At 46.8% G+C, this 22,642-nt stretch carries 16 protein-coding genes; 14 read left to right on the forward strand and 2 right to left on the reverse strand.

Annotation, left to right across the window (positions count from 1 at the left end; genetic code table 11):
- Nucleotides 1-390 precede the first annotated feature (390 nt).
- Nucleotides 391-3,306 (reverse strand): excinuclease ABC subunit UvrA, encoded by a 2,916-nt coding sequence (uvrA, locus tag H3V12_RS02155; RefSeq protein ID WP_198212458.1) that lies wholly within the window; start codon nt 3,304-3,306, stop codon nt 391-393.
- Nucleotides 3,307-3,542: 236 nt separating this feature from the next.
- Here uvrA and H3V12_RS02160 point away from each other — a divergent pair, with 236 nt between their 5' ends.
- Nucleotides 3,543-4,040, forward strand: a complete 498-nt coding sequence (locus tag H3V12_RS02160) for a single-stranded DNA-binding protein (protein WP_198212460.1) — start codon at nt 3,543-3,545, stop codon at nt 4,038-4,040.
- Nucleotides 4,041-4,488: 448 nt separating this feature from the next.
- Here H3V12_RS02160 and H3V12_RS02165 read toward each other — a convergent pair whose 3' ends face one another.
- Entirely contained in the window at nt 4,489-5,121 is a 633-nt protein-coding gene (locus H3V12_RS02165) for a MarC family protein (RefSeq protein WP_198212462.1), read from the reverse strand.
- A gap of 314 nt (nt 5,122-5,435) precedes the next feature.
- Between H3V12_RS02165 and gyrA the strand changes: the two genes are divergently transcribed.
- From gyrA to H3V12_RS02230, 13 genes are all read left to right on the forward strand, one after another.
- Entirely contained in the window at nt 5,436-8,153 is a 2,718-nt protein-coding gene (gyrA, locus tag H3V12_RS02170) for a DNA gyrase subunit A (protein ID WP_198213736.1), read from the forward strand.
- Between the two features lie 40 nt (nt 8,154-8,193).
- Entirely contained in the window at nt 8,194-8,688 is a 495-nt protein-coding gene (coaD, locus tag H3V12_RS02175) for a pantetheine-phosphate adenylyltransferase (RefSeq protein ID WP_198212464.1), read from the forward strand.
- Nucleotides 8,689-8,701: 13 nt separating this feature from the next.
- A complete protein-coding gene (locus H3V12_RS02180; protein ID WP_246787466.1) occupies nt 8,702-9,283 on the forward strand; it encodes a peptidylprolyl isomerase in 582 nt (193 codons plus the stop codon).
- Nucleotides 9,284-9,293: 10 nt separating this feature from the next.
- The gene (locus tag H3V12_RS02185; protein ID WP_198212466.1) at nt 9,294-9,806 is read left to right on the forward strand and encodes a peptidylprolyl isomerase; all 513 of its coding nucleotides are present in this window, start codon (nt 9,294-9,296) and stop codon (nt 9,804-9,806) included.
- A 908-nt stretch (nt 9,807-10,714) separates the two neighbouring features.
- The gene (gene queA, locus H3V12_RS02190) at nt 10,715-11,791 is read left to right on the forward strand and encodes a tRNA preQ1(34) S-adenosylmethionine ribosyltransferase-isomerase QueA (protein ID WP_198212468.1); all 1,077 of its coding nucleotides are present in this window, start codon (nt 10,715-10,717) and stop codon (nt 11,789-11,791) included.
- 5 nt (nt 11,792-11,796) lie between these two features.
- On the forward strand, nt 11,797-12,924 hold the full coding sequence (tgt, locus tag H3V12_RS02195; protein ID WP_198212470.1) for a tRNA guanosine(34) transglycosylase Tgt: 1,128 nt from the start codon (nt 11,797-11,799) through the stop codon (nt 12,922-12,924).
- A gap of 68 nt (nt 12,925-12,992) precedes the next feature.
- Complete coding sequence (locus H3V12_RS02200) at nt 12,993-13,979, forward strand: LLM class flavin-dependent oxidoreductase (RefSeq protein ID WP_198212472.1); 987 nt, start codon at nt 12,993-12,995, stop codon at nt 13,977-13,979.
- Between the two features lie 506 nt (nt 13,980-14,485).
- The gene (locus H3V12_RS02205) at nt 14,486-15,940 is read left to right on the forward strand and encodes a cobyric acid synthase (protein ID WP_198212474.1); all 1,455 of its coding nucleotides are present in this window, start codon (nt 14,486-14,488) and stop codon (nt 15,938-15,940) included.
- A 265-nt stretch (nt 15,941-16,205) separates the two neighbouring features.
- A complete protein-coding gene (gene cobU / locus H3V12_RS02210; RefSeq protein ID WP_198212476.1) occupies nt 16,206-16,718 on the forward strand; it encodes a bifunctional adenosylcobinamide kinase/adenosylcobinamide-phosphate guanylyltransferase in 513 nt (170 codons plus the stop codon).
- A 5-nt stretch (nt 16,719-16,723) separates the two neighbouring features.
- Nucleotides 16,724-17,791, forward strand: a complete 1,068-nt coding sequence (gene cobW / locus H3V12_RS02215) for a cobalamin biosynthesis protein CobW (RefSeq protein ID WP_198212478.1) — start codon at nt 16,724-16,726, stop codon at nt 17,789-17,791.
- Nucleotides 17,791-21,540: a cobaltochelatase subunit CobN gene (gene cobN, locus H3V12_RS02220; protein WP_198212480.1), complete on the forward strand. Its 3,750-nt coding sequence runs from the start codon at nt 17,791-17,793 to the stop codon at nt 21,538-21,540. Before cobW ends, cobN begins: the two co-directional genes overlap by 1 nt.
- Nucleotides 21,519-22,145 carry a cob(I)yrinic acid a,c-diamide adenosyltransferase gene (cobO, locus tag H3V12_RS02225; RefSeq protein ID WP_198212482.1) on the forward strand — a complete coding sequence of 209 codons (627 nt, stop codon included), beginning with the start codon at nt 21,519-21,521 and terminating at the stop codon, nt 22,143-22,145. The genes cobN and cobO overlap by 22 nt, the downstream gene beginning before the upstream one ends.
- Nucleotides 22,145-22,573 (forward strand): EamA family transporter, encoded by a 429-nt coding sequence (locus H3V12_RS02230; RefSeq protein ID WP_075870526.1) that lies wholly within the window; start codon nt 22,145-22,147, stop codon nt 22,571-22,573. Before cobO ends, H3V12_RS02230 begins: the two co-directional genes overlap by 1 nt.
- Nucleotides 22,574-22,642: the final 69 nt, after the last annotated feature.

A 22,642-nucleotide genomic window follows, 5' to 3' on the forward strand; every position in this document is an offset into this window, starting at 1 on the left:
ACTATAAATATCCGGTTTTAGAAAATTTTTCCCTGCTTATCCGGAATTGAAGCAGCTGATCATCCAGAAAAACATGTTTAACATATTCATTGAACGAGATGTGTTTTATGACGACCCCGTTATCAGCTTCAAAAGAAATATGACCTGCTATCAGAATAAAGATACGAGAATATTACATTGATAGAGTTCGATATCCTTAAGATTAAAACACTTGCAGAGATGAGATGCAGCTTGTGAGAAATGCTATTGATCGATCCGGCGATATCGTTTTTTTGGCTTTCGTTTTTTAAGTTCAGCAGTTTTCTGCTACAAAAGCCTTCAAAGAAGGCAGGAATTGAACATCCCTGCCTTTTTATTATCTTCTTGAAAAGAATTTTGTTTGTCCGTGTGTTACGATACTGCTTTTTTCGTTGGCCGGCGTTCCAGAAGTTCTTTCAGGAACTGTCCGGTGTAAGAGCGTTCCACTTTCACAATATCTTCTGGACGGCCGACAGCAACGATTTCGCCGCCTCCATCGCCACCTTCGGGGCCAAGGTCGATAATCCAGTCGGCTGTTTTGATCACTTCAAGATTGTGCTCGATAACAGCAACGGTATTTCCCTGATCGACCAGTTCATGCAGAACTTCAAGAAGTTTCGCAACGTCGTGAAAGTGCAGGCCTGTTGTCGGCTCGTCAAGAATATAGAGTGTCCGACCGGTCGCCTTGCGGGCCAGTTCTTTTGCTAACTTTACGCGTTGTGCTTCACCGCCGGAAAGGGTTGTCGCTTGTTGCCCGACCTTGACATAGCCAAGCCCGACCTTGACCAATGTATCCATCTTGTCGCGAATAGCGGGGACTGCCTGAAAAAACTCCGCCGCTTCGTCTACTGTCATATCAAGGACATCGGCGATGGATTTACCTTTATAGGTGACTTCCAACGTCTCCCGATTATAGCGTTTTCCGTGGCATACATCGCACGTTACATAGACATCCGGCAAAAAGTGCATTTCGATTTTTATGACACCATCGCCCTGACAGGCTTCGCAGCGCCCGCCCTTGACATTGAATGAAAAACGCCCTGCCTGATAACCACGGGCTTTTGCTTCCGGCAAACCGGCAAACCAATCACGTATTGGCGTGAAAGCGCCGGTATAGGTAGCCGGATTCGAACGCGGTGTGCGCCCGATCGGGGATTGGTCAATGTCGATAACTTTGTCGAGATATTCAAGCCCCTCGATTCGATCATGTTCTGCCGGATGTTCGCGGCTTCCCATGATGCGGCGCGAGGCTGCTTTGAACAGAGTCTCGATAAGGAATGTCGATTTGCCACCACCCGAAACACCAGTGACACAGGTAAACGTTCCAAGAGGAATATCGGCTGTAATATTCTTTAAATTATTGCCTCTCGCCCCGACAACGCGCAATTTCTTTGTCTTGGAAATTTTGCGACGCTCGGCCGGTACGGGAACAAACATTTTACCTGAAAGATATTGTCCGGTGAGGGAAGCCGGATCATCCATAATATCTTTTGGCGTTCCTTGCGCGACGACTTTACCACCGTTAACACCCGCGGCCGGACCAATATCGACAACATAATCAGCAGTCAGAATGGCATCTTCATCATGTTCGACAACAATCACCGTATTGCCGAGATCACGTAAATGTTTAAGCGTTTCAAGAAGACGCGCATTATCGCGCTGATGTAATCCGATAGAGGGTTCATCGAGAACATAAAGAACGCCGGTCAAGCCTGAGCCGATTTGCGAAGCAAGTCGGATACGTTGGCTTTCACCACCCGATAATGTACCGGAGGCACGCGCTAGAGTGAGATATTCAAGTCCGACATCGTTCAGAAATTTCAAACGGTCGCGAATTTCTTTCAAAATGCGTGAAGCAATATTCTTCTGTTTTTCATTGAAGGTTTTATCCACTTCCTGAAACCATTTATCGGCTTTGGAAATCGACATTTCGGACACTTCACCAATATGAAGTTTGTTGATTTTTACAGCCAGAGCTTCCGGCTTCAACCGATAGCCTTTACATGCCGGACAAGGGGAGGATGACATATAACGCTCAATCTCCTCGCGCGACCAGGCAGAATCAGTCTCTTTCCAGCGCCGTTCCATATTCGGGATAACACCTTCAAAACTTTTTGTCGCAGAATAGGAGCGCATACCGTCGTGATAGGTAAATGTTACTTCTTTTTTGCCAGTGCCGTAAAGGATAGCGTGACGAGCTTCTTCGGAAAGGTCTTTCCATTTGTCGGTAAGCTTGAAGTGATATGCCTTTCCGAGTGCTTCAAGTGTCTGATTGTAATAAGGTGAAGAGGATTTCGACCATGGAGCAATCGCACCGGCTTTCAAAGACAAATTCTCGTCTGGCACTACCATTGCCGGATCAATTGCCTGAAGCGACCCCAAGCCGTCGCAGGTCGGGCAAGCACCAAACGGATTGTTAAAAGAAAAAAGCCTCGGCTCAATTTCGGGAATTGTAAAGCCGGAAACAGGACAGGCGAACTTTTCGGAAAATAGTAAACGCTCGTGCGTGTCATTTTTCGATTTATTGGCTGAACCGCCGGCTGTTTGTTCTTTTGGAAGCGGTTTATCGGCAAGTTCTGCAACGGCCAATCCATCAGCCAGATGAAGACAGGTTTCAAGACTATCGGCAAGGCGGGCGGAAATATCAGGTCTTACGACAAGGCGGTCAACGACAACATCAATATCATGTTTATATTTTTTATCGAGTTCGGGAACATCCGCTATCTCGTAAAAAACGCCGTCAATTTTGACACGCTGAAAACCTTTTTTAAGGAGATCAGCCATTTCCTTTTTATATTCACCTTTGCGTCCGCGTACGAGCGGAGCCAGAATATAGAGCCGTGTTCCTTCAGGAAGCGCCAGAACTCGATCAACCATCTGGCTTACGGTCTGGCTTTCAATGGGTAACCCAGTGACGGGCGAATAGGGCACACCGACTCGCGCAAACAACAAGCGCATATAATCATGAATTTCGGTAACCGTGCCGACAGTTGACCGCGGGTTACGACTTGTGGTCTTTTGTTCAATAGAAATTGCCGGAGAGAGACCATCAATCTGGTCAACATCCGGTTTTTGCATCATTTCCAGAAATTGTCTGGCATATGCCGAAAGGCTTTCAACATATCGTCTTTGCCCTTCGGCATAGATCGTATCGAAAGCAAGCGACGATTTGCCGGATCCTGAAAGGCCAGTCATGACAATGAGTTTGTCTCGTGGCAAATCGAGATCTATGTTCTTTAAATTATGTTGGCGGGCACCACGTATTGAAATATATTTCTGATCGGACATATTTGGCCTTGCGGGGAAAGAACAAAAATGGAACACTCGCTTTCAAATAGGTGAGATGGTCAAAAATTGCAATGGTAAGATTTGACCCAAAACAATAACGAAAATAGAAGTTCTGTGGAAATTGAATGAATAAACCGGGCTTTTTTGCCCCAAGCTTAAAAATAGATTATATGGTGGCAAATTGAGCTTTAGCATTTAATTTTCGGTTTTTTGCCGCGCAGTTTGGAGTTTTTATAATGGCAGGCAGTGTTAACAAGGTCATTCTGGTTGGTAATCTCGGTGCAGATCCGGAAATTCGCAGGATGAATTCTGGCGATCAAGTAGCAACTTTGCGCATTGCAACATCGGATACGTGGCGTGACCGTAATACTGGTGAGCGTCGCGAGCGGACAGAATGGCACAGTGTCGTTATTTTTAACGAAAATCTGGTCAAAGTTGTCGAGCAATATCTGAAGAAGGGGGCAAAAGTTTATATTGAAGGACAGCTGCAAACCCGCAAATGGCAGGATCAAAACGGTAACGACCGTTATACGACCGAGGTTGTTCTGCAAAAATATCGCGGTGAATTACAAATGCTTGATAGTCGTGGGGAAGGTGGCGCCGGTCGCCCACAGGTAAGCGATCAATCCGGTTCTGGTGGTTTCGGCGGCGGGTACGGCAATTCCGATCAGGGTGGAAACAATCAATCAGGAAGCAATTTTTCACGCCAGCTCGATGACGATGTTCCATTCTGAGGCTCTGATATTTTAACGGTTATCAGAAATTGCGATCGCCATTTAGTCCATTGAATTGAGATTGGCGTTTAATGCGGTGTCGTGATCTTCCTGGAACCTTATTTGCATCATTCAGAAAATTTAAAGAGCTCCCCGTTTCCGTTGTTTTCAGGCGAATCGCAGCTTTCGGGAATAAGTGGGGAGCTTTTATCAAGCTGCAAAACCTATCTCACAACCTTTTTGCCAAACCAGAATAAGAGCGACAGTTCAGTGGGAAAGATTGGCTGGACAGGAGCAGGATATTCCGAAACTGTCTTGCCTGATTGTCACCCGTGTTTTCCGAAGTGTTTTGAACATGTCTTCGTTTTGGGCTTCTCCGGCAGCTTTCATGAAAATTAAAGCTGCAACCAATTATATGCGCAACTATCCTCAAATGATGTGAGAAAGTGCGATTGGTGGTGATGCAGTGTCACGCAATATGGAAGAGAGCCAAAATCCCGTTGGCAACGAATTGCACGGCAAGAGCTGCAAGGATGACACCGAAGAGGCGGGTCAGTATTGTTCTACCCGTTTCACCAAGAAGTCGGTCGATCGGGTGGGCAAGAAGCATGAAACCGTAACAGACAATGACCGAAATCAGGATTACAAAACAGGAAACGGCAGTGCCTATAAAACCCGGATTCTTGCTCGCCATAAGAATGGTGGCTGAGATCGCGCCGGGGCCGGCGATCATCGGTATAGCAAGCGGGAAGGCTGCAATATTGTGAATATGATCGCGTGTAACCGCGGTTTTGACAGATTTCTGTTTTCTCGCCGAGCGTTTTTCGAAAATCATTTCGAAAGCAATCGCAAACAATAAAATACCGCCTGCAATCTGGAATGCACCGAGTGAAATACCCAAACCTTCCAAGATCGCCCCACCAATAAGCGCGAAAGCGAGCAGAATGACAAAAGAAATGACAGAAGCAGCCATTGCGGTGGACTTGCGTTCCATATGGGTCATTTCGCGCGTCAGTCCGAGGAAAATCGGCACCAGCCCCACAGGATCAATCGTAACCAGTAATGTGATAAACGCATTCAGCAACAAACCTGCATCAAACATGATTGTTACTCCTTGGTGCGCCATCATTCGGTATTTGCCAAAATGAGGGGCAGTTAAAATCATTTATTTCCGCTCTCATGGCACAAATTCAACATAAAGTCATCCACCGATTTTTCTTGTGGCCAACTAACACACTGAAAATAAAAGCCAAATCCATACATAGAAGGGCAAGAGAAATTGGCTTTTCGGGGCATTTTTCGTTATAAAGGAAGGGCTGATTCTATTAAGGAAGTTGTGTAGCCGTGAACGATCAAATTATACCACCAGATTCAGGAAATCCGAACGGTATTGAACCGGTCAATATTGTAGAGGAAATGGAGCGCTCCTACCTCGATTACGCCATGAGCGTGATTGTATCGCGTGCACTGCCTGATGTTCGTGATGGTATGAAACCGGTCCATCGACGCATTCTCTATGCAATGAACCAGATGGGGCTTTCTTATAACAAGCCTTATCGCAAATCTGCCGGTGTTGTCGGCGAGGTGATGGGTAAATTCCATCCTCATGGCGATTCGTCTATTTATGATGCACTGGTCCGTATGGCGCAGGATTTTTCGCTGCGCGTTCCGCTTATTGACGGGCAGGGAAACTTTGGTTCAATTGATGGTGATCCGCCGGCAGCTATGCGTTATACCGAATGCCGGCTGGAAAAAGTTTCCGATAGTCTGCTTTATGATATTGATAAAGAAACGGTCGATTTTCAGGATAACTATGATGGCCGTGAGCAGGAACCGATTGTCCTTCCGGCACGTTTCCCGAACCTTCTGGTGAATGGTTCGGGCGGTATTGCGGTCGGTATGGCCACCAATATTCCGCCGCACAATTTGGGCGAAATTGTTGATGGTTGCGTCGCACTCATTGATAATCCGGCCATAACGCTCGACGAAATGCTCAAGATTATACCGGGGCCGGATTTTCCGACCGGCGGGATTATCCTCGGGCGCGCCGGAATACGTTCGGCCTATGAGACGGGACGTGGCTCGCTCATTATGCGCGCCAAGGTTGAAGTCGAAGATATCCGCAATGACCGTCAGGCCATCGTTGTTACCGAAATTCCCTATCAGGTGAATAAAGCAACAATGGTTGAAAAAATTGCCGAACTCGTGCGCGAAAAACGTATTGAAGGCATTTCGGATTTACGCGATGAATCCGATCGGGAAGGCTATCGCGTTGTGATCGAGCTGAAGCGCGATGCCGTTGCCGATGTTGTATTGAACCAGCTTTACCGCTACACACCTTTGCAAACCTCGTTCGGCTGCAATATGGTTGCGTTAAATGGCGGTAAGCCTGAACAGATGACGCTTCTTGACATGCTCAAGGCGTTCGTCCTGTTCCGTGAAGAAGTTGTTACACGGCGTACCAAGTTTTTGCTGCGTAAAGCACGTGAACGTGCCCATGTTTTGGTTGGTCTGGCAATTGCTGTTGCCAATATTGACGAAGTCATCCAGCTTATTCGCAATGCACCGGACCCGCAAACCGCACGTGACCAGTTGATGACACGTCGCTGGCCGGCTGCGGAAGTCCGCCATCTTATTGAATTGATTGATGACCCCCGTCACATTATTCATGAGGATAACACCTATAATCTTTCGGAAGAGCAGGCGCGTGCTATTCTTGATTTGCGCTTGCAACGCCTGACAGCTTTGGGGCGCGACGAGATTGCCGACGAGCTCAATAAAATTGGTGCTGAAATTACCGATTATCTCGATATTCTGGGTTCTCGTTTGCGCGTCTTGACGATTGTCAAAGACGAATTGATGGCTGTTCGCAATGAATTTGCCACACCTCGTCTTACGTCATTCGGCTCCGGTGGTGCCGAAATGGATGACGAAGACCTCATTGCGCGTGAAGAAATGGTCGTCACTGTAAGCCATAGCGGCTATATCAAGCGCGTTCCGCTCAATACTTATCGGGCGCAACATCGCGGTGGTAAGGGCCGCTCCGGCATGACAACAAAAGACGAGGATTTTGTAACCCGTCTGTTTGTTGCCAATACCCATGCACCGGTTCTGTTCTTCTCTTCGCGCGGTATTGTTTACAAGGAAAAAGTGTGGCGGTTGCCGGTCGGTACGCCCCAATCGCGTGGTAAAGCGCTCATCAATCTTCTGCCGTTGCAGCAGGGTGAACGCATCACTACAATCATGCCATTGCCGGAGGATGAAGAAAGCTGGAGCGAACTTGATGTCATGTTTGCAACAACGCGTGGCACTGTGCGGCGAAACAAGCTTTCCGACTTTGTACAGGTTAATCGCAACGGTAAAATTGCGATGAAATTCGACGATGATGAAGATGAAATTCTGTCTGTCGATACCTGTACGGAAAATGATGATGTGGTTCTCACCACTGCCGATGGTCAATGTATCCGTTTTGCCGTTTCCGATGTTCGTGTCTTTGCCGGTAGAAATTCCATTGGCGTGCGCGGTATCAATCTCGGCGAAGGTGATAAAGTCATTTCAATGGCTATTTTGGAGCATGTCGAGGCAACACCAGCCGAACGGTCGGCCTATCTCAAACGCGCCGTTGCCGAACGCCGTGCAGCCGGTAACGATAGCGATGATGTGACAATCAGTGACGAGGAAGAAGCAACAGGCGATGCCGAGCTTAGTGACGCACGTTATAACGAGCTGTCTCAACATGAACAGATGCTGTTGACAGTAAGTCAGTTTGGTTATGGCAAACGTTCTTCATCCTACGAATTCAGAATTTCCGGTCGTGGTGGCAAAGGAATAAGAGCCACAGATCCTTCAAAGACGGCCGAAATCGGCAAGCTGGTTGCAGCTTTCCCTGTCGAGGAAAACGACCAGATTATGCTTGTTTCGGATGGCGGAAAACTCATCCGCGTTCCGGTGTCTGGAATTCGCATTGCAGGACGTTCGACAAAAGGTGTCACGATTTTCGATACAGCCGAAAACGAAAAAGTTGTTTCGGTTGAACGTATCTCTGAATCGGAAGACGATAGTGACGTTGAGGAAACTGTGGCGAATGATGACAACGGTTCATCAGACAATTCTGATACGCAAACGGATGATTGAATAATCAGGTCATATCAGGATGGCTGACCGGAGGTGAAAGATGAAAGTAGCAATTTTTGCTGGTTCGTTTGATCCGATTACCAATGGCCATCTTGACGTTTTGCGGGGTGCCTTTGGAGTAGCTGACAAGGTTGTTGTTGCCATTGGCATCCACCCGAGTAAAGCCCCGCTTTTTACGTTTGAAGAACGTAAGAAACTGATTGAAACGGTCGCGAAGACTGTTCTGAGAGACACAGAAAAGCGTTTGGAAGTTATTTCCTTCGACAATTTGCTGGTTAATACAGCACGTGAGATCGGCGCAAATTTTATCATACGTGGTTTGCGGGATGGAACCGATTTTAACTATGAAATGCAGCTTGCCAGCATGAATAGGGCGTTGGCACCTGGAATACAGACATTGTTCTTGCCGGCAGCTGATGCGGTTCGGTCAATTTCCGCTACTCTTGTGCGGCAAATTGCATTGATGGGTGGTGATGTTTCGCCCTTTGTTCCTGAAAATGTGGCATCCGCATTGATAAAAAAATTCAAATCATAAATGGAGAAAAACTTTGGTTCGTAAACTTTTAGGCGTTATGGCCGTTCTGTTTGCACTTTTTTCGCTTGGTTCCGTAGCTTTTGCCGCTGGTGGAGAAAATCTTGTCTTAACAATGAAAGATGGTGATGTCACAATCCGGTTGCGGCCTGATCTCGCTCCTAAGCATGTCGCACAAATCGAAAAGCTCACCAAAGAAGGTGCTTATGACAATGTTGTCTTCCATCGCGTTATTCCGGGCTTTATGGCACAGACCGGCGATGTAAAATTCGGCAAAAAAGGCAGCCCCGAATTCAATATTCGTCGTGCAGGCATGGGTGGGTCACAATATCCCGACCTTGCAGCGGAATTTTCCAAAGTACCATTCAAACGCGGCACAGTCGGTATGGCACGTTCGCAAGACCCGAATTCAGCCAATTCACAGTTTTTCATCTGTTTTGATGATGCTTCTTTCCTCAACGGCCAGTACACAGTTGTTGGTGAAGTGGTAAAAGGCATGGATGTCGTTGATAAAATCAAAAAAGGGCGTGCCGATAATAACGGTTCGGTTGTTGATCCGGACGTCATTGTGAAAGCACGTATTGAAGCTACAAAATAAAGGAAAAGAAATGGCTGAGATTAAAGATCCGGAAAATACTCTGATATTGGAAACGACAAAGGGTGATGTGGTTATAGAATTATTGCCTGATGTTGCACCTGAACATGTCAAGAGAATTAAAGAATTAACCCGTGAAGGCGCTTATGACAATGTGGTTTTTCACCGCGTGATCGATGGCTTTATGGCACAGACAGGTGATGTCGAATTTGGCAAAAAAGGTAGCAAGAAGTTTAACGCATCACGCGCAGGTATGGGCGGATCCGACAAGCCCGATCTTAAAGCCGAATTTTCCAATGTGCCACATAAACGCGGCACGGCCTCAATGGCACGCAGTCAAAACCCGAATTCGGCAAACTCCCAGTTTTTTATCTGTTTTGAGGATGCTCCGTGGCTCAATCGTCAATATACGGTTTGGGGACAGGTCATTGAAGGCATGGAAAATGTCGACAAGCTCAAAAAAGGCGAGCCTGTCAGCGATCCTGATAGCATTGTCAAAGCAACAATTGCTGCTGATAAAAAATAATTTTCAGAGTTGAACACAGTTGTTCGGAAGCTTTGATTTATGAAACTTGAAAAAAGGTGTTCTGGTAAAATTCGGAACACCTTTTGTTTTTTATGAACTTCGCATTCCGGCAGATGGCAGTTTTTGCTCATTCTAAAAATAGAGCGATATAATCTTCGTAAAATGATTCATGTTTTATCTTTAACACTTTGAATTTTAATGTATAAATATTTTTATTGATATTATTTATATCGTTCGGTTCACTCTTGAATAATATATTTGGCATCGGGAATGATCGGAGTAACGGCCACCAAAAAGCTTGATTATGAAAGTGATTAAGCGCCTCGCTTAAAACGCGATTTCCATTATTTTTCTTATGTAAAATATGCTGATATTCGTTCGGTTTCTCGCAAGAAAAACTTCGTAATAATGTGACGGGAAAATAATAGGCTTCAATGCATTTCCAGATGTTTTCCGAAAGCCCCTGCCACTAATCATTTTAATCGGAAATTGACGTAAGATTACCGACGATCGTCGAACTGTCCATTCGATGTTTTTGATCGAAACAGTTGATGGAAAACACGATTTCTAGCCCGAAAAATCGTGTTATATCCGCATTCCTTTTTTGAAGATACTCTGTGGCAAATGGCAGAATTAATCGCCGAAAACCGCTTCACACTTTTCAGAAAATAGGTTTTTTGTTGCGTATTTTTGATTCCGAAAACCGCTTCACACTTTTCGGAAAATGCGTTTTTAGTGGCGCATTTTTAATCCCGAAAACCGCTTCACACTTTTCGGAAAATGCTTTAGTAAAAAACCATTACCAAGTATCCTTGGCAGGGCCTCCATAAAGGTTGGTCTTTTTATCAGATATAACAGTGCGACAAGCATTATCCGCTTGTCCGATTTTTGAATGTGCGTGCGCTCTAATGCAAGTTGATCTTTTTGATTTCGAGTTACCTGAAAAACAAATCGCTTTGCGACCTGCTGTGCCGCGAGAAAGTGCTCGTCTTTTACATGTCGGAAAAGGTAGAAGTCTCGAAGATTTGCATGTGCGCGATCTACCCTTGCTTCTCAAAAAAGGCGACGCGCTGGTTTTCAATGACACCAAGGTTATAAAAGCCCAACTTCAAGGAGAGCGGCGGCGCGGTTCAGCCATTGCCCACATTGGCGCAACACTTCATAAACGTGTAAGCCCTAATGAGTGGCTCGCTTTTGTTCGTCCGGCAAAACGTTTAAAAATTGGCGAAACAATTGTTTTCAACAAGAAGGATCCAAACCTTGACGATGATGACAAGCTTGTTGCCACGGTTCGCGAAAAGGGCGAAAACGGCGAAATGCTGTTGGAATTTGATAAATCGGGTGCCGAGCTTGATCGTGAAATAGCGCTTATTGGCCATATGCCCTTACCACCTTATATTGCATTGAAACGGGGCGAGGACAAGCGTGACGAAACCGATTACCAGACCGTTTATGCACGCGAAGAAGGGGCCGTCGCGGCGCCGACTGCCGGTCTTCATTTTACCAAGGATTTGATGCAACAGATCAAAGATCGGGGTGTCGACGAATATTTTGTAACGCTCCATGTCGGTGCAGGCACTTTTTTGCCCGTCAAGGTCGACGATACAAAAGATCATAAAATGCATTCCGAAATTGGCCATATAGACCAACAAACGGCAGATGCATTGATGGATGTGAAAAGACGTGGCAACAGGGTTATTGCTGTTGGGACAACGGCGATGCGACTTCTGGAAAGTGCTGCGGATGAAAACGGGCAGCTTGATGCATGGGCGGGTTCAACCGATATTTTTATAACACCGGGTTATCATTTCCGGTTTGTCGATTGCCTGATGACCAATTTCCACTTGCCGCGCTCGACATTATTCATGCTTGTGTCGGCTTTTAGCGGGCTTGATGAAATGAAACACGCCTATCAACACGCTATTGAAACAGGCTATCGTTTTTATTCTTATGGCGACACAAGTTTTCTGGAACGAAAAGATTAGGAACAATGAGCGAAACCTTCACCTTCAAGAAAATTACTGAAGATGGTCACGCGCGGCGTGGCGTAATTACAATGCCACGCGGCAAAGTCCGCACACCTGCTTTTATGCCGGTAGGAACCGCCGGTTCGGTGAAGGCAATGTATATGGAGCAGGTTGAAGAGCTTGGTGCCGATATTATACTCGGCAATACCTATCATTTGATGTTGCGCCCCGGTGCAGAACGTATTGCAAGGCTCGGCGGCCTTCATGTTTTTGCACGTTGGCCGAAGCCCATTTTGACCGACTCCGGCGGTTTTCAGGTTATGTCGTTAGCTGGGCTTAGAAAATTGACCGAAAAGGGCGTGACCTTCCAATCGCATATTGATGGCGCGCGTTATGAGCTGACACCGGAGCGGTCAATCGAAATACAATGCCTTCTTGATTCCGACATCCAAATGCAGCTCGACCAATGTGTTGCCTTGCCTGCCTCATTCAAAGAAATGGAAAAGGCAATGGAGCTGTCTTTACGTTGGGCAGAACGTTGCAAAACGGCTTTCGGGAACCAGCCGGGCAAGGCGATGTTCGGTATCGTTCAGGGTGGGGATAATGCAGATTTGCGGGAACGGTCGGCAAATGCTTTGAAAGATCTCGATTTGAAAGGCTATTCCATTGGCGGCCTGGCGGTAGGTGAGCCGCAAAATGTTATGATGGATATGCTTGATGTGACCTGTTCGATTCTGCCGGAAGATAAGCCGCGTTATCTGATGGGGGTTGGCACACCTGATGATATTTTGAAGAGTGTGGCACATGGCGTTGATATGTTCGATTGTGTCATGCCGACAAGGGCAGGCCGACATGGTTTGGCGTTCACCAGATTTGGTAAAATCAATTTGAGAAATGCAAAACATGCCGAAGACCCGCGCCCGTTAGATCCCCAATCTCCCTGTCCGGCTGCACGGGATTATAGCCGTGCCTATCTTCACCATCTCGTAAAAGCGGGTGAACCGTTGGCCGGAATGGTGATTACGTGGAACAATCTCGCTTTTTATCAGCAATTGATGCAAGGCATAAGAGACGCGATCGAAGCACATCGTTATGCCGATTTCGTAGCCGAAGTCACAGAAGAGTGGAATAGGGGCGATAGTGGGGATTGATTTAAAAAAGCCCCGCTTGATTGAATTTCACTCGTTGTATTCATTTTCAGAGTTCCTATATTCAAAAAATGAAAATATCTGTCCTTGATCTATGTCCCGTGCCTGAGGGAAGTTCGGTTGCTCAGGCGTTAAAAAATTCCATAGCTCTTGCCAAACATGTGGATGAGCTAGGATTTCCTCGTATTTGGTACGCTGAACATCACAATATGACCGGCATTGCAAGCGCGGCAACGGCGGTTGTAATGGGGCAGATTCTTGCCTCGACCAATAAAATCGTTGTCGGTGCGGGCGGCGTTATGCTTCCCAACCATTCGCCCCTGGTCATCGCCGAACAATTCGGCACCCTTGAAGCACTCTACCCGAAAAGGGTTGAACTCGGATTAGGGCGCGCCCCGGGTACTGACCAGATGACAGCCAGAGCCTTGAGACGTTCGCTTGATAGCAACCCGAACGATTATCCGCGCGATGTTGTCGAATTGCTTGACTATTTTAAAGATGCCGAGCCTCAGCAACAATTGCGGGCAGTTCCGGGGGCAGGTTTGCATGTACCGGTCTGGATTTTGGGGTCGAGCCTTTATGGGGCGCAGCTTGCGGCAGTTTTGGGCTTGCCCTATTCATTTGCCTCGCATTTTGCACCGGCCGAGCTTTATCGCGCACTCAAAGTCTATCGCGATAATTTCCAGCCTTCGGAATATCTTGATAAGCCCGTTGCAATGGTTGCAGCAAATGTTGTGGTTGCTGAAACGGATGACGAAGCAAAGTTTCTATTTTCTTCCCAACAACAATCCTTTGTAAATTTAAGGACGGGGCGCGCCGGTCCATTACCAAAACCGGTTATGAATTATGTTGATAATCTTCCCTTCAATCACCGCTTGGTGCTTGAACAATCTTTATCCTGTTCTGTAGTCGGTTCGTCTGAAAAAGTCGAGCAAGGGCTGAAAAAACTGATAGCCGATACGAATGCAGACGAGCTGATTGTTACGAGCCCGATTTGGGATAATAAAAAACGCATGGATTCATTCACACTTCTCGCTCGTATCATCAAGAACCTTTGAAATTCGGACAAGTCTTTTGTCGATCGGATAGCAAGCGGTGATAAACATTGGGCTTTGAAAAAAATGTCGGCTTAATGTCATTTTTAAAGAGCATCGCTTGCTGTTAAGCAGTTGACACCTAGTGGGGAGTGGAAATGTGTTCGGCAGAGCGGCTTGCAACAAGCGACTTTTTAAAAAGTGTGAAGGAATTTTAAAAAGTGTGGAAGGTTAACCAAGCCTTGTTTCAATAGTCGCGAATAGGGGCTAAAAAACGTAAAACTGCGCAACCGGAGACCGGTTAACGCAGTTTTATCTTTACGCATATTCCGGACGATACTCATACACATGTCCGGAATTACACCTCTGGTACGCACTACCTGATCCAGAGAGAAACAAGTTGTTTTTGTTTCTGGAGCCTTTGTAGATGAACAATGTTAATCACGGGTTAGCGAACACTTAATGAAGTATGAAAATCGCTATTTTTTTTAAAAATTTTTCGGTTTTTTTATTGGTAAAGGGTGATTGATTTGGCGCGTGCATTGATGTTTCAGGGCACAGGTTCCGACGTCGGCAAAACAGTTCTTGTTGCCGGCTTTTGCCGTTTGGCTTCGCGCAAGGGCATCAAGGTAATGCCGTTCAAACCGCAAAATATGTCGAACAATGCCGCTGTTGCCGATGATGGCGGCGAGATCGGGCGCGGTCAATGGCTGCAAGCCTTTGCGTCAAATGAAAAACCGTCCGTTCATATGAATCCGGTTTTATTGAAACCACAAAGTTCTACCGGTTCACAAATCATTGTGCAGGGTAAGCTTTCGGGTTTTGCAAAAGGTGCCGATTATCAAAAAATGAAGGGTGAACTTCTTGATCGGGTCATGGAATCTTTTGCCCGATTGAAGGAGAGATGCGATTTGGTGCTGGTGGAGGGGGCGGGTTCACCGGCAGAAATCAATTTGCGCCATGGTGACATTGCCAATATGGGTTTTGCGCGAAGTGCCGATGTGCCGGTCGTGTTGATTGGCGATATTGACCGCGGTGGTGTGATCGCTTCACTTGTCGGTACAGCAACAATTCTTGATCGCAACGACCGCGCAATGGTCTGCGGTTATCTCATCAACAAATTTCGTGGGTGTTTGAGCCTTTTTGATGATGGAATCAAAGCAATCCGGAATTTTACCGGCTGGCCCTGTCTTGGCGTTATTCCGTGGCTTGAAGGGGCAAGCCTGTTGCCTCCTGAAGATTCTATGGCACTCGAACATAGAGAGCCGAAAAAACATGGCAAAGTGAAAATAGCTGTACCGGTTTTACCCCATATTGCCAATTTTGATGATCTCGGCCCGTTGTCACATGAAAGTGATGTTGAAATTGTCTTTGTCAGGAAAGGTGAATGTTTTCCGGCCGATAGCGACGTTATTATCCTTCCCGGTTCCAAATCGACCATAGCCGATATGATTGCTCTTCGCGAACGCAAGTGGGATGAGGAGATTATCAGACACGCCAAAAAAGGCGGTATGGTTATCGGCATTTGCGGCGGCTTTCAGATTCTGGGCAGGAAAATTTTGGATCCCGATTCTCTGGAAGGAAATGTTAGCGAAACAGAAGGGCTTGGCCTTCTTGATATGGTAACAAAAATCGGGGAACGAAAACTTACACGCAATAGTAATGCTATTCATCTTGCAAGCGGACTTAGTCTTACAGGCTATGAAATCCATATGGGCAAAAGTTTCGGTCCGGATTGTTGCCATGCACCTTTAAAAATAAACAATGTCGAAGACGGTGCGACCTCGCCTGATGGAAAAATTTGGGGAACCTATCTTCATGGTTTGTTTTCGGCAGATGCTTTCCGTCGTTATTTTATCGGAAATTTTGGTGCAAAGCCCGATAAGTCCGGACATTTTGAAAAAGTTGATAATGCGCTTGATAAAATTGCTGATGAACTGGAAAAGGCCGTCGACGTGGACACGCTTTTTCGGCTTGCACGATAAAGTTTAAGCAGCTATCTCTAAGAGAGCCGGTTTTTTGCAAAAGAATTTGCAAAAAATAAACTGGACTTTCAGGAAGTGGACCCAATTCGGGCATTTCATTCAAGCCGGTCAGTCAAATTATTGTATTTAAGAATGGGCTAGAAATCCGGTTCCGGTTTGTGTTCTCATCATTCAAGAACTCAGATTGTGTATCAAAGGCATAAAGCCGGTTTTTCAGCTTTCTTTGTAAAGTGATGAATGTCTATTCCATAAATGGAGGAGATTTTTGGCAAAAATAACATTGATTCTTGGCGGGACGCGTTCGGGAAAGTCGGTTTTTGCCGAAAATTATGTGTTGTCTGCCAAAAAAGTACCCGTCTATCTCGCAACGGCAGAAATTTTCAATGAAGAGATGGGAAGACGGGTTGACATGCATCGCTCACGTCGAGAGACGGGCTGGATCAATGTTGAAGAACCGATTGATATTATGGGCGAGATCGCAAAACATAATAGTGAACAAAAGATCGTCCTTATTGATTGTCTCAGCGTTTGGCTTGGTAATTTATTGGAGCATCACCGGAACGTTGAAACAGAAATGGCAAAGCTTGTTGATGGTCTTGCAAGACTTGAGGTAGAAACGGTTTTTGTTTCGAGCGAGGTAGGGCTCGGCATTGTGCCGGACAACAAGCTTGCGCGTGAATTCAGTGATTATGCCGGTCTCATGAACCAGAAAATTGCGACTATTGCAGAAACGGTGTTTTTTGTTGCGGCTGGTCTGCCGCTTAAATTGAAAGGCTAAGTTTGATGTCGGAACAAAAATTTTTACAGAGCAAAATCCCAACCACCGTCATAACCGGATTTTTGGGCTCCGGAAAAACCACAATGATCAGGCATTTATTGGAAAATGCAAAAGGCAAACGTATTGCTCTCATCATTAACGAATTTGGCGAGCTCGGCGTGGATGGCGGTTTGCTCAAAGGTTGCGGTCTTGATAATTGCCATGACGACGATCTCATTGAACTCAATAATGGCTGCATCTGTTGTACGGTTGCTGAAGAATTCATTCCGACTATGACCAAACTCCTCGAGCGAGAGGATAGACCCGATCATATTGTTATTGAAACATCCGGTTTGGCACTTCCCCAGCCGCTTGTTGCAGCCTTCAATTGGCCCGAGATCAAAACGCAGGTGACCGTTGACGGGGTGATTACCGTGATTGACGCTCCGGCGGTGGCCGAAGGCCGATTTGCCGATGATATTGATAAAATCAATGCCGAACGTGCCGAAGATAGTTCGATCACTCATGAAAGCCCGCTTGAAGAATTGTTTGAAGATCAAATTCATGCGGCTGATCTCATCGTCCTCAACAAAGTTGATCTAATCGACGAGGATACGCTCGACAATGTGCGCAATATCATTTCGAGTCATAGCGACAGAGTTCCCCAAATGGTCACATCGAGTTTCGGCAGTATCGGAACCGATCTTATATTGGGGCTTGGCGTCGGTACCGAGAGCGATATCGAAAACCGCAAATCCCACCATGAAATGAACCATGCGAAAGGCGTTCCACATAATCACGACGAATTCAAAAGCTTTGTCGTTAACGCACCATCCATCCATGATCCCAAGGCTTTGATCGAGCGGTTGAAAACGATCATCGAAGAAAATGATATTTTGCGGCTCAAAGGTTTTGTCAATGTGGTTGGAAAGCCGATGCGTCTTGTTGTTCAGGCCGTCGGTCAACGGATTGATTCCTATTTTGATCGCCCTTGGCAAAAAAACGAAGAGCATAAAAGCCACCTTGTTGTTATCGGTCTTCACCAAATCGACGAGGAGAAGGTGCGCAAAACTATTGAAGCGCTTGATGTCTGATGCATTTGCTTCTTGCCCAGAAGGGAACCATAGCCGAACAGGACAAGGCGATTGATCTTGGACAATCGCCTGCCGATGTTATTTTTCTTTCGGCGGCTGATACCGAATTGGCAAGCCTTTCGGTTGCAAAAGCCGCGTTGAAGAAAACAACGTCTTCGCTGAGGCTTGTCAATTTGCTTTCGCTTTCGCATCCCATGTCGGTTGACACCTATGTCGAAAAAACCGCGTCATATGCGAAATTGATTGTATTGCGCGTGATAGGTGGTGAAAGTTATTGGCCTTATGGCCTGCAAGTTCTCCACTCGCTGGCACTGGAAAAAAATATCAAACTGGTGGTTTTACCTGGTGACGATAAAGTAGACGAAAATTTGCAAAAATTTTCTACTGTTGCCGAAGAGGATTGCCACAATCTTTGGCACTACCTTATTGAAGCGAGTGCGCAAAATATGCGCTCCTTTCTTGAATATTGCGATTATTTGCTGGGGCGCCATGAGAAGCCTGTGGAGGCGATACCTTTGATGAAGGCCGGTCTCTGGTCGCCGGATGACCCGCCGTTAACTGTTGATGATCTCGTGAACCGCCACAATGCTACGCATGAACCGGTTGCGGCGATTTGCTTTTATCGTGCTTTGGTGCAGAGCGGGCAAACAGCGAGCGTCGAAGCGCTCATTGACGCTCTTCAAAAACGCGGATTAATCGCACTGCCGATCTTTGTTTCAAGTCTCAAAGATGAGTTGAGTGTCGCAATTGTCGATTCAATTTTTGACCGGCTTTCTCCCGATATTGTGTTGAATGCAACGGGTTTTGCTGTTTCAAACGGGCATACGGGACGAAAACCTACCGTCCTTGAAAAGCGCGGGGCAATGGTTTTGCAGGTGGTTTTTGCCGGAAGCAGCAAAGAGCAATGGGAAAAAGATGGACGTGGATTGACCGCCCGTGACCTTGCCATGAATGTTGCGCTTCCGGAAGTCGATGGGCGCGTATTCACCCGCGCTGTATCCTTCAAATCGGCAGTCGAATTCGATGACGAGACAGAATGCAATGTTGTCGTCCATAAACCTTTGAAAGATCGGGTCGACTTTGTTGCAGAGCTCACAAAAAACTGGGTAAGACTGCGCAACAAGAAGCCCCATGAGCGCCATGTTGCCATTGTCATGGCCAATTATCCGGGTGGCGATGGCCGCTTGGGGCACGGTGTCGGGCTTGATACACCGGCAGCCATGATTGTGACGCTTAACGCCATGAAAAGCCAAGGCTACGAAATAGAAAATATTCCGGAAAATGGCAATGAGCTCATGCGGTTGATGATTGAAGGTCCAACCAATGAAGGGGTGAAAGGAAGGATAGTCCGGACAGCACTTTCTTTGCGTCTTTACAAGAAGTTCTTTCAATCGCTTGATAAAAAGATTCAAGATGAAGTGACTGCACGTTGGGGCGTTCCGGAAGACGATGCCTATGTGGTTGACAATGGATTGGCTTTGCCGGTTTTAATGGTGGGGGAAACGGTCGTCGGATTACAGCCGGAACGCGCATTCGGAATGGATGCAAAGCAAGTCTACCACGCACCCGACATTGTTCCCACCCATCATTATCTCGCATTCTATTTCTGGCTTCGGTTTGTTTATAAAGCCGATGCTATTATTCATATGGGTAAACACGGCAATCTTGAATGGCTTCCGGGAAAAGCTCTGGCACTCTCGAAGCACTGCTATCCCGAAATAGCTCTTGGACCGATGCCGCACATCTACCCGTTTATTGTCAACGACCCCGGCGAAGGGACACAGGCAAAACGACGTTCTTCGGCCGTTATCATTGACCATTTGACCCCGCCTTTGACACGCGCGGAAAGTTATGGCCCGTTAAAAGATCTGGAAGGCCTTGTTGATGAATATTACGAGGCCTCGGGCGTTGACCCGCGTCGTCTCGTAAAACTCAAAGGTGAAATACTTGATCTGGTGCGGCTCACCGGCCTCAATCATGATGCCGGAATTGAAGACCATGATAGCGATGATCTGGCACTTGAGAAACTTGATGCTTTTTTGTGTGATCTCAAAGAATTGCAAATCAGGGACGGGCTACATATTTTTGGCAAAGCGCCCTCCGGCGAACAATTGGAAAATCTCCTTGTTGCAACGGCGCGTGTGCCTCGCGGCGAGGGGGAAAATGGCAGTTTACACCGTGCTATTGCAGATGATCTCGGACTTGCTTTCGACCCGCTTGATTGTGTTTTTTCAGAAAAATGGCAAGGTGAAAAGCCCGAAATATTGAAGGGCATGACCGACAGCCTATGGCGCACAAATGGAGACACGGTTGAACGGATCGAGCTACTGGCGCTGGCGCTGGTGTCGGAAAAGATTACCCTTCCTCAGAACTTCACGAAAACAGCGCCAATCCTTAAAAATATTGAAGAAACATTGCGGCCATTGATTTTAAGTTGCGGCAAGGCTGAAATTGACGGGCTTTTAACCGCTCTTGACGGGCATTTTGTCGAGCCCGGGCCATCCGGTGCCCCGACACGCGGGCGGCCGGATGTATTTCCGACAGGGCGCAACTTTTTTTCGGTCGATACAAGGGCGGTACCCACACAATCGGCTTGGCAATTGGGTAAAAAATCGGCCGAACTTCTCATTATCCGTTATGTACAGGACCACGGTGATTGGCCGAAGGCTTTCGGCCTCACCGCTTGGGGAACCGCCAATATGCGCACCGGTGGCGATGATATTGCGCAGGCTCTCGCACTTATCGGCGTCAAACCTTTGTGGGATGCGGCATCCCGCCGTGTGACCGGTGTTGAAGTTATTCCTGTAGCAGTTCTCGGGCGGCCACGTGTTGACGTGACATTAAGGATTTCCGGCTTCTTCCGCGATGCATTTCCCGAACAGATAGCCTTGTTCGATCAGGCAGTGCGTCTCGTTGCCTCGCTTGACGAGGAGGAAGAGGATAATCCACTCCATGCGCATTATTTGAAAGACGTAAAAACGCTCACAGAAAACGGAAAAACCACAAAAGAGGCGGAAAGAGAAGCCGGTTTTCGTGTTTTCGGCGCTCGTCCGGGAGTTTATGGAACCGGCGTTCAGGAGCTTCTCGACAAGGGCGAATGGAATGACCGTAACGACCTTGGCAAAGCGTGGATTGCCCATTCTGCTTTTGCTTATGGTAAGGAAGACGGGGTGGCTGCCCAAAATATGCTTGAAAACCGGCTTCATCATATCAATGCCGTTGTCCAAAATCAGGATAATCGCGAACATGACCTTCTCGATTCCGGTGAATATTACGCCTTTGAAGGGGGAATGGCTTCGGCAGTCGCCGATAAGCAGGGGGCTTTTCCGAAAGTCTATCACAATGATATGTCGCGCCCCGAACGGCCGATGATAAAAACATTGCAGGAAGAAATCGGGCGGACACTCCGCGGGCGGGCCGTTAATCCCAAATGGATAAAAGGGGTTATGCGCCACGGCTTTAAAGGTGCGGTCGAAATGGCTGCAACGGTTGATTATCTCTTTGCTTTTTCGGCTACAACAAATGCCGTATCCAACGAACAATTCGAAGCGATTTATAATGCCTATATAGACGACGAGACTGTGCGGAATTTTTTAATCGGAAACAATCCTGCCGCTTTAAGAGAAATGGCACATAAACTTGAACAGGCGATCCGGATAGAGTTGTGGAAACCGCGCTCCAATTCTGCTTTGTTTGAACTGGAAGAACTACAGAAAGGCTCGATAGCATGGACGCCAAGGAAAAGCTGACGGAAGCGGAATTGAATGCCCGTCATGCCGAAAAAATGAAAAAGAAAGAGGCCGCGCGCAAAAAAATAGAAGCCGGTAAAACTAAGGAAAAAGGTCTTCTCATTGTTCATACGGGCAAGGGCAAAGGCAAGACAACAGCTGCTTTCGGTATGGTTTTTCGTGCTCTCGGCCAGAATATGAAGGTTGGCGTTGTGCAATTTGTCAAGGGATTGCGCAAAACCGGCGAGCGTACTGCACTTGAAAAATTTGGCGATCAGGTGCGTGTTTATGCCCATGGCGAAGGCTTCACATGGGAAACGCAGGATCGTGAAAAAGACATTGCCGAAGCGCGAAAAGCGTGGGACATTGCCAAAGATATGATCCTCGACGACACCACGGATATGGTGCTTTGTGACGAGCTGAATATCGTATTGCGCTATGATTATTTACCTTTGGAAGAAGTGCTTGACGTACTATCCAAGCGACCTTTCATGAAGCATGTTATTATTACCGGTCGCAATGCACGAAATGAATTGATTGAAGCTGCCGATCTGGTAACAGAAATGGAATTGGTCAAACATCCGTTCCGTTCTGGCATAAAAGGACAGAAGGGGATTGAATTCTGATGACCGCAACATGGCAGTTCTGGGCATTTCTTTCAGCAATTTTTGCGGCTTTAACAGCGATTTTTGCAAAAGTCGGCATAAGCGGTATCAATTCCGATTTCGCCACTTTGATAAGAACAATTGTTATTATTGCCGCATTATGTCTGTTTTTAAGCATCACCGGACAATGGCAACGTCCGGGAGCCATTCCGGCAAAATCATGGGTTTTCCTTGTTTTATCAGGACTTGCCACGGGTGCTTCATGGCTTGCCTATTTTCGCGCTCTGCAATTGGGAGATGCTTCCCATGTCGCTCCGATTGACAAATTGTCGGTTATCTTTGTTGCTATTTTTGGCGTTACTTTTCTCGGTGAAAAACTGACAGCCATCAACTGGACCGGCGTCGTGCTGATCGCCGCAGGTGTTATTTTACTGGCATTAAAATTTTAGAAGAGCATAATTGTTTTGTCTCTAAAACCGCTTCGGCAGCTTTATGTGAACTGGTTTTTTTAAAGCTCT

It is taken from the genome of Bartonella sp. W8167, from assembly GCF_016100335.1.
Taxonomy (GTDB): Bacteria; Pseudomonadota; Alphaproteobacteria; order Rhizobiales; family Rhizobiaceae; genus Bartonella; species Bartonella apis.

Excerpts from the sequence above, each read along its gene's own strand:
- H3V12_RS02160 (WP_198212460.1), top strand. The coding sequence starts at position 3,543 with ATGGCAGGCAGTGTTAACAAGGTCATTCTGGTTGGTAATCTCGGTGCA.
- queA (WP_198212468.1), top strand. The coding sequence starts at position 10,715 with ATGCAAGTTGATCTTTTTGATTTCGAGTTACCTGAAAAACAAATCGCT.
- cobO (WP_198212482.1), top strand. The coding sequence starts at position 21,519 with ATGGACGCCAAGGAAAAGCTGACGGAAGCGGAATTGAATGCCCGTCAT.
- H3V12_RS02185 (WP_198212466.1), top strand. The coding sequence starts at position 9,294 with ATGGCTGAGATTAAAGATCCGGAAAATACTCTGATATTGGAAACGACA.
- cobW (WP_198212478.1), top strand. The coding sequence starts at position 16,724 with ATGTCGGAACAAAAATTTTTACAGAGCAAAATCCCAACCACCGTCATA.
- cobN (WP_198212480.1), top strand. The coding sequence starts at position 17,791 with ATGCATTTGCTTCTTGCCCAGAAGGGAACCATAGCCGAACAGGACAAG.
- H3V12_RS02200 (WP_198212472.1), top strand. The coding sequence starts at position 12,993 with ATGAAAATATCTGTCCTTGATCTATGTCCCGTGCCTGAGGGAAGTTCG.
- gyrA (WP_198213736.1), top strand. The coding sequence starts at position 5,436 with ATGGAGCGCTCCTACCTCGATTACGCCATGAGCGTGATTGTATCGCGT.
- H3V12_RS02230 (WP_075870526.1), top strand. The coding sequence starts at position 22,145 with ATGACCGCAACATGGCAGTTCTGGGCATTTCTTTCAGCAATTTTTGCG.
- tgt (WP_198212470.1), top strand. The coding sequence starts at position 11,797 with ATGAGCGAAACCTTCACCTTCAAGAAAATTACTGAAGATGGTCACGCG.
- coaD (WP_198212464.1), top strand. The coding sequence starts at position 8,194 with ATGAAAGTAGCAATTTTTGCTGGTTCGTTTGATCCGATTACCAATGGC.
- H3V12_RS02165 (WP_198212462.1), bottom strand. The coding sequence starts at position 5,121 with ATGTTTGATGCAGGTTTGTTGCTGAATGCGTTTATCACATTACTGGTT.
- uvrA (WP_198212458.1), bottom strand. The coding sequence starts at position 3,306 with ATGTCCGATCAGAAATATATTTCAATACGTGGTGCCCGCCAACATAAT.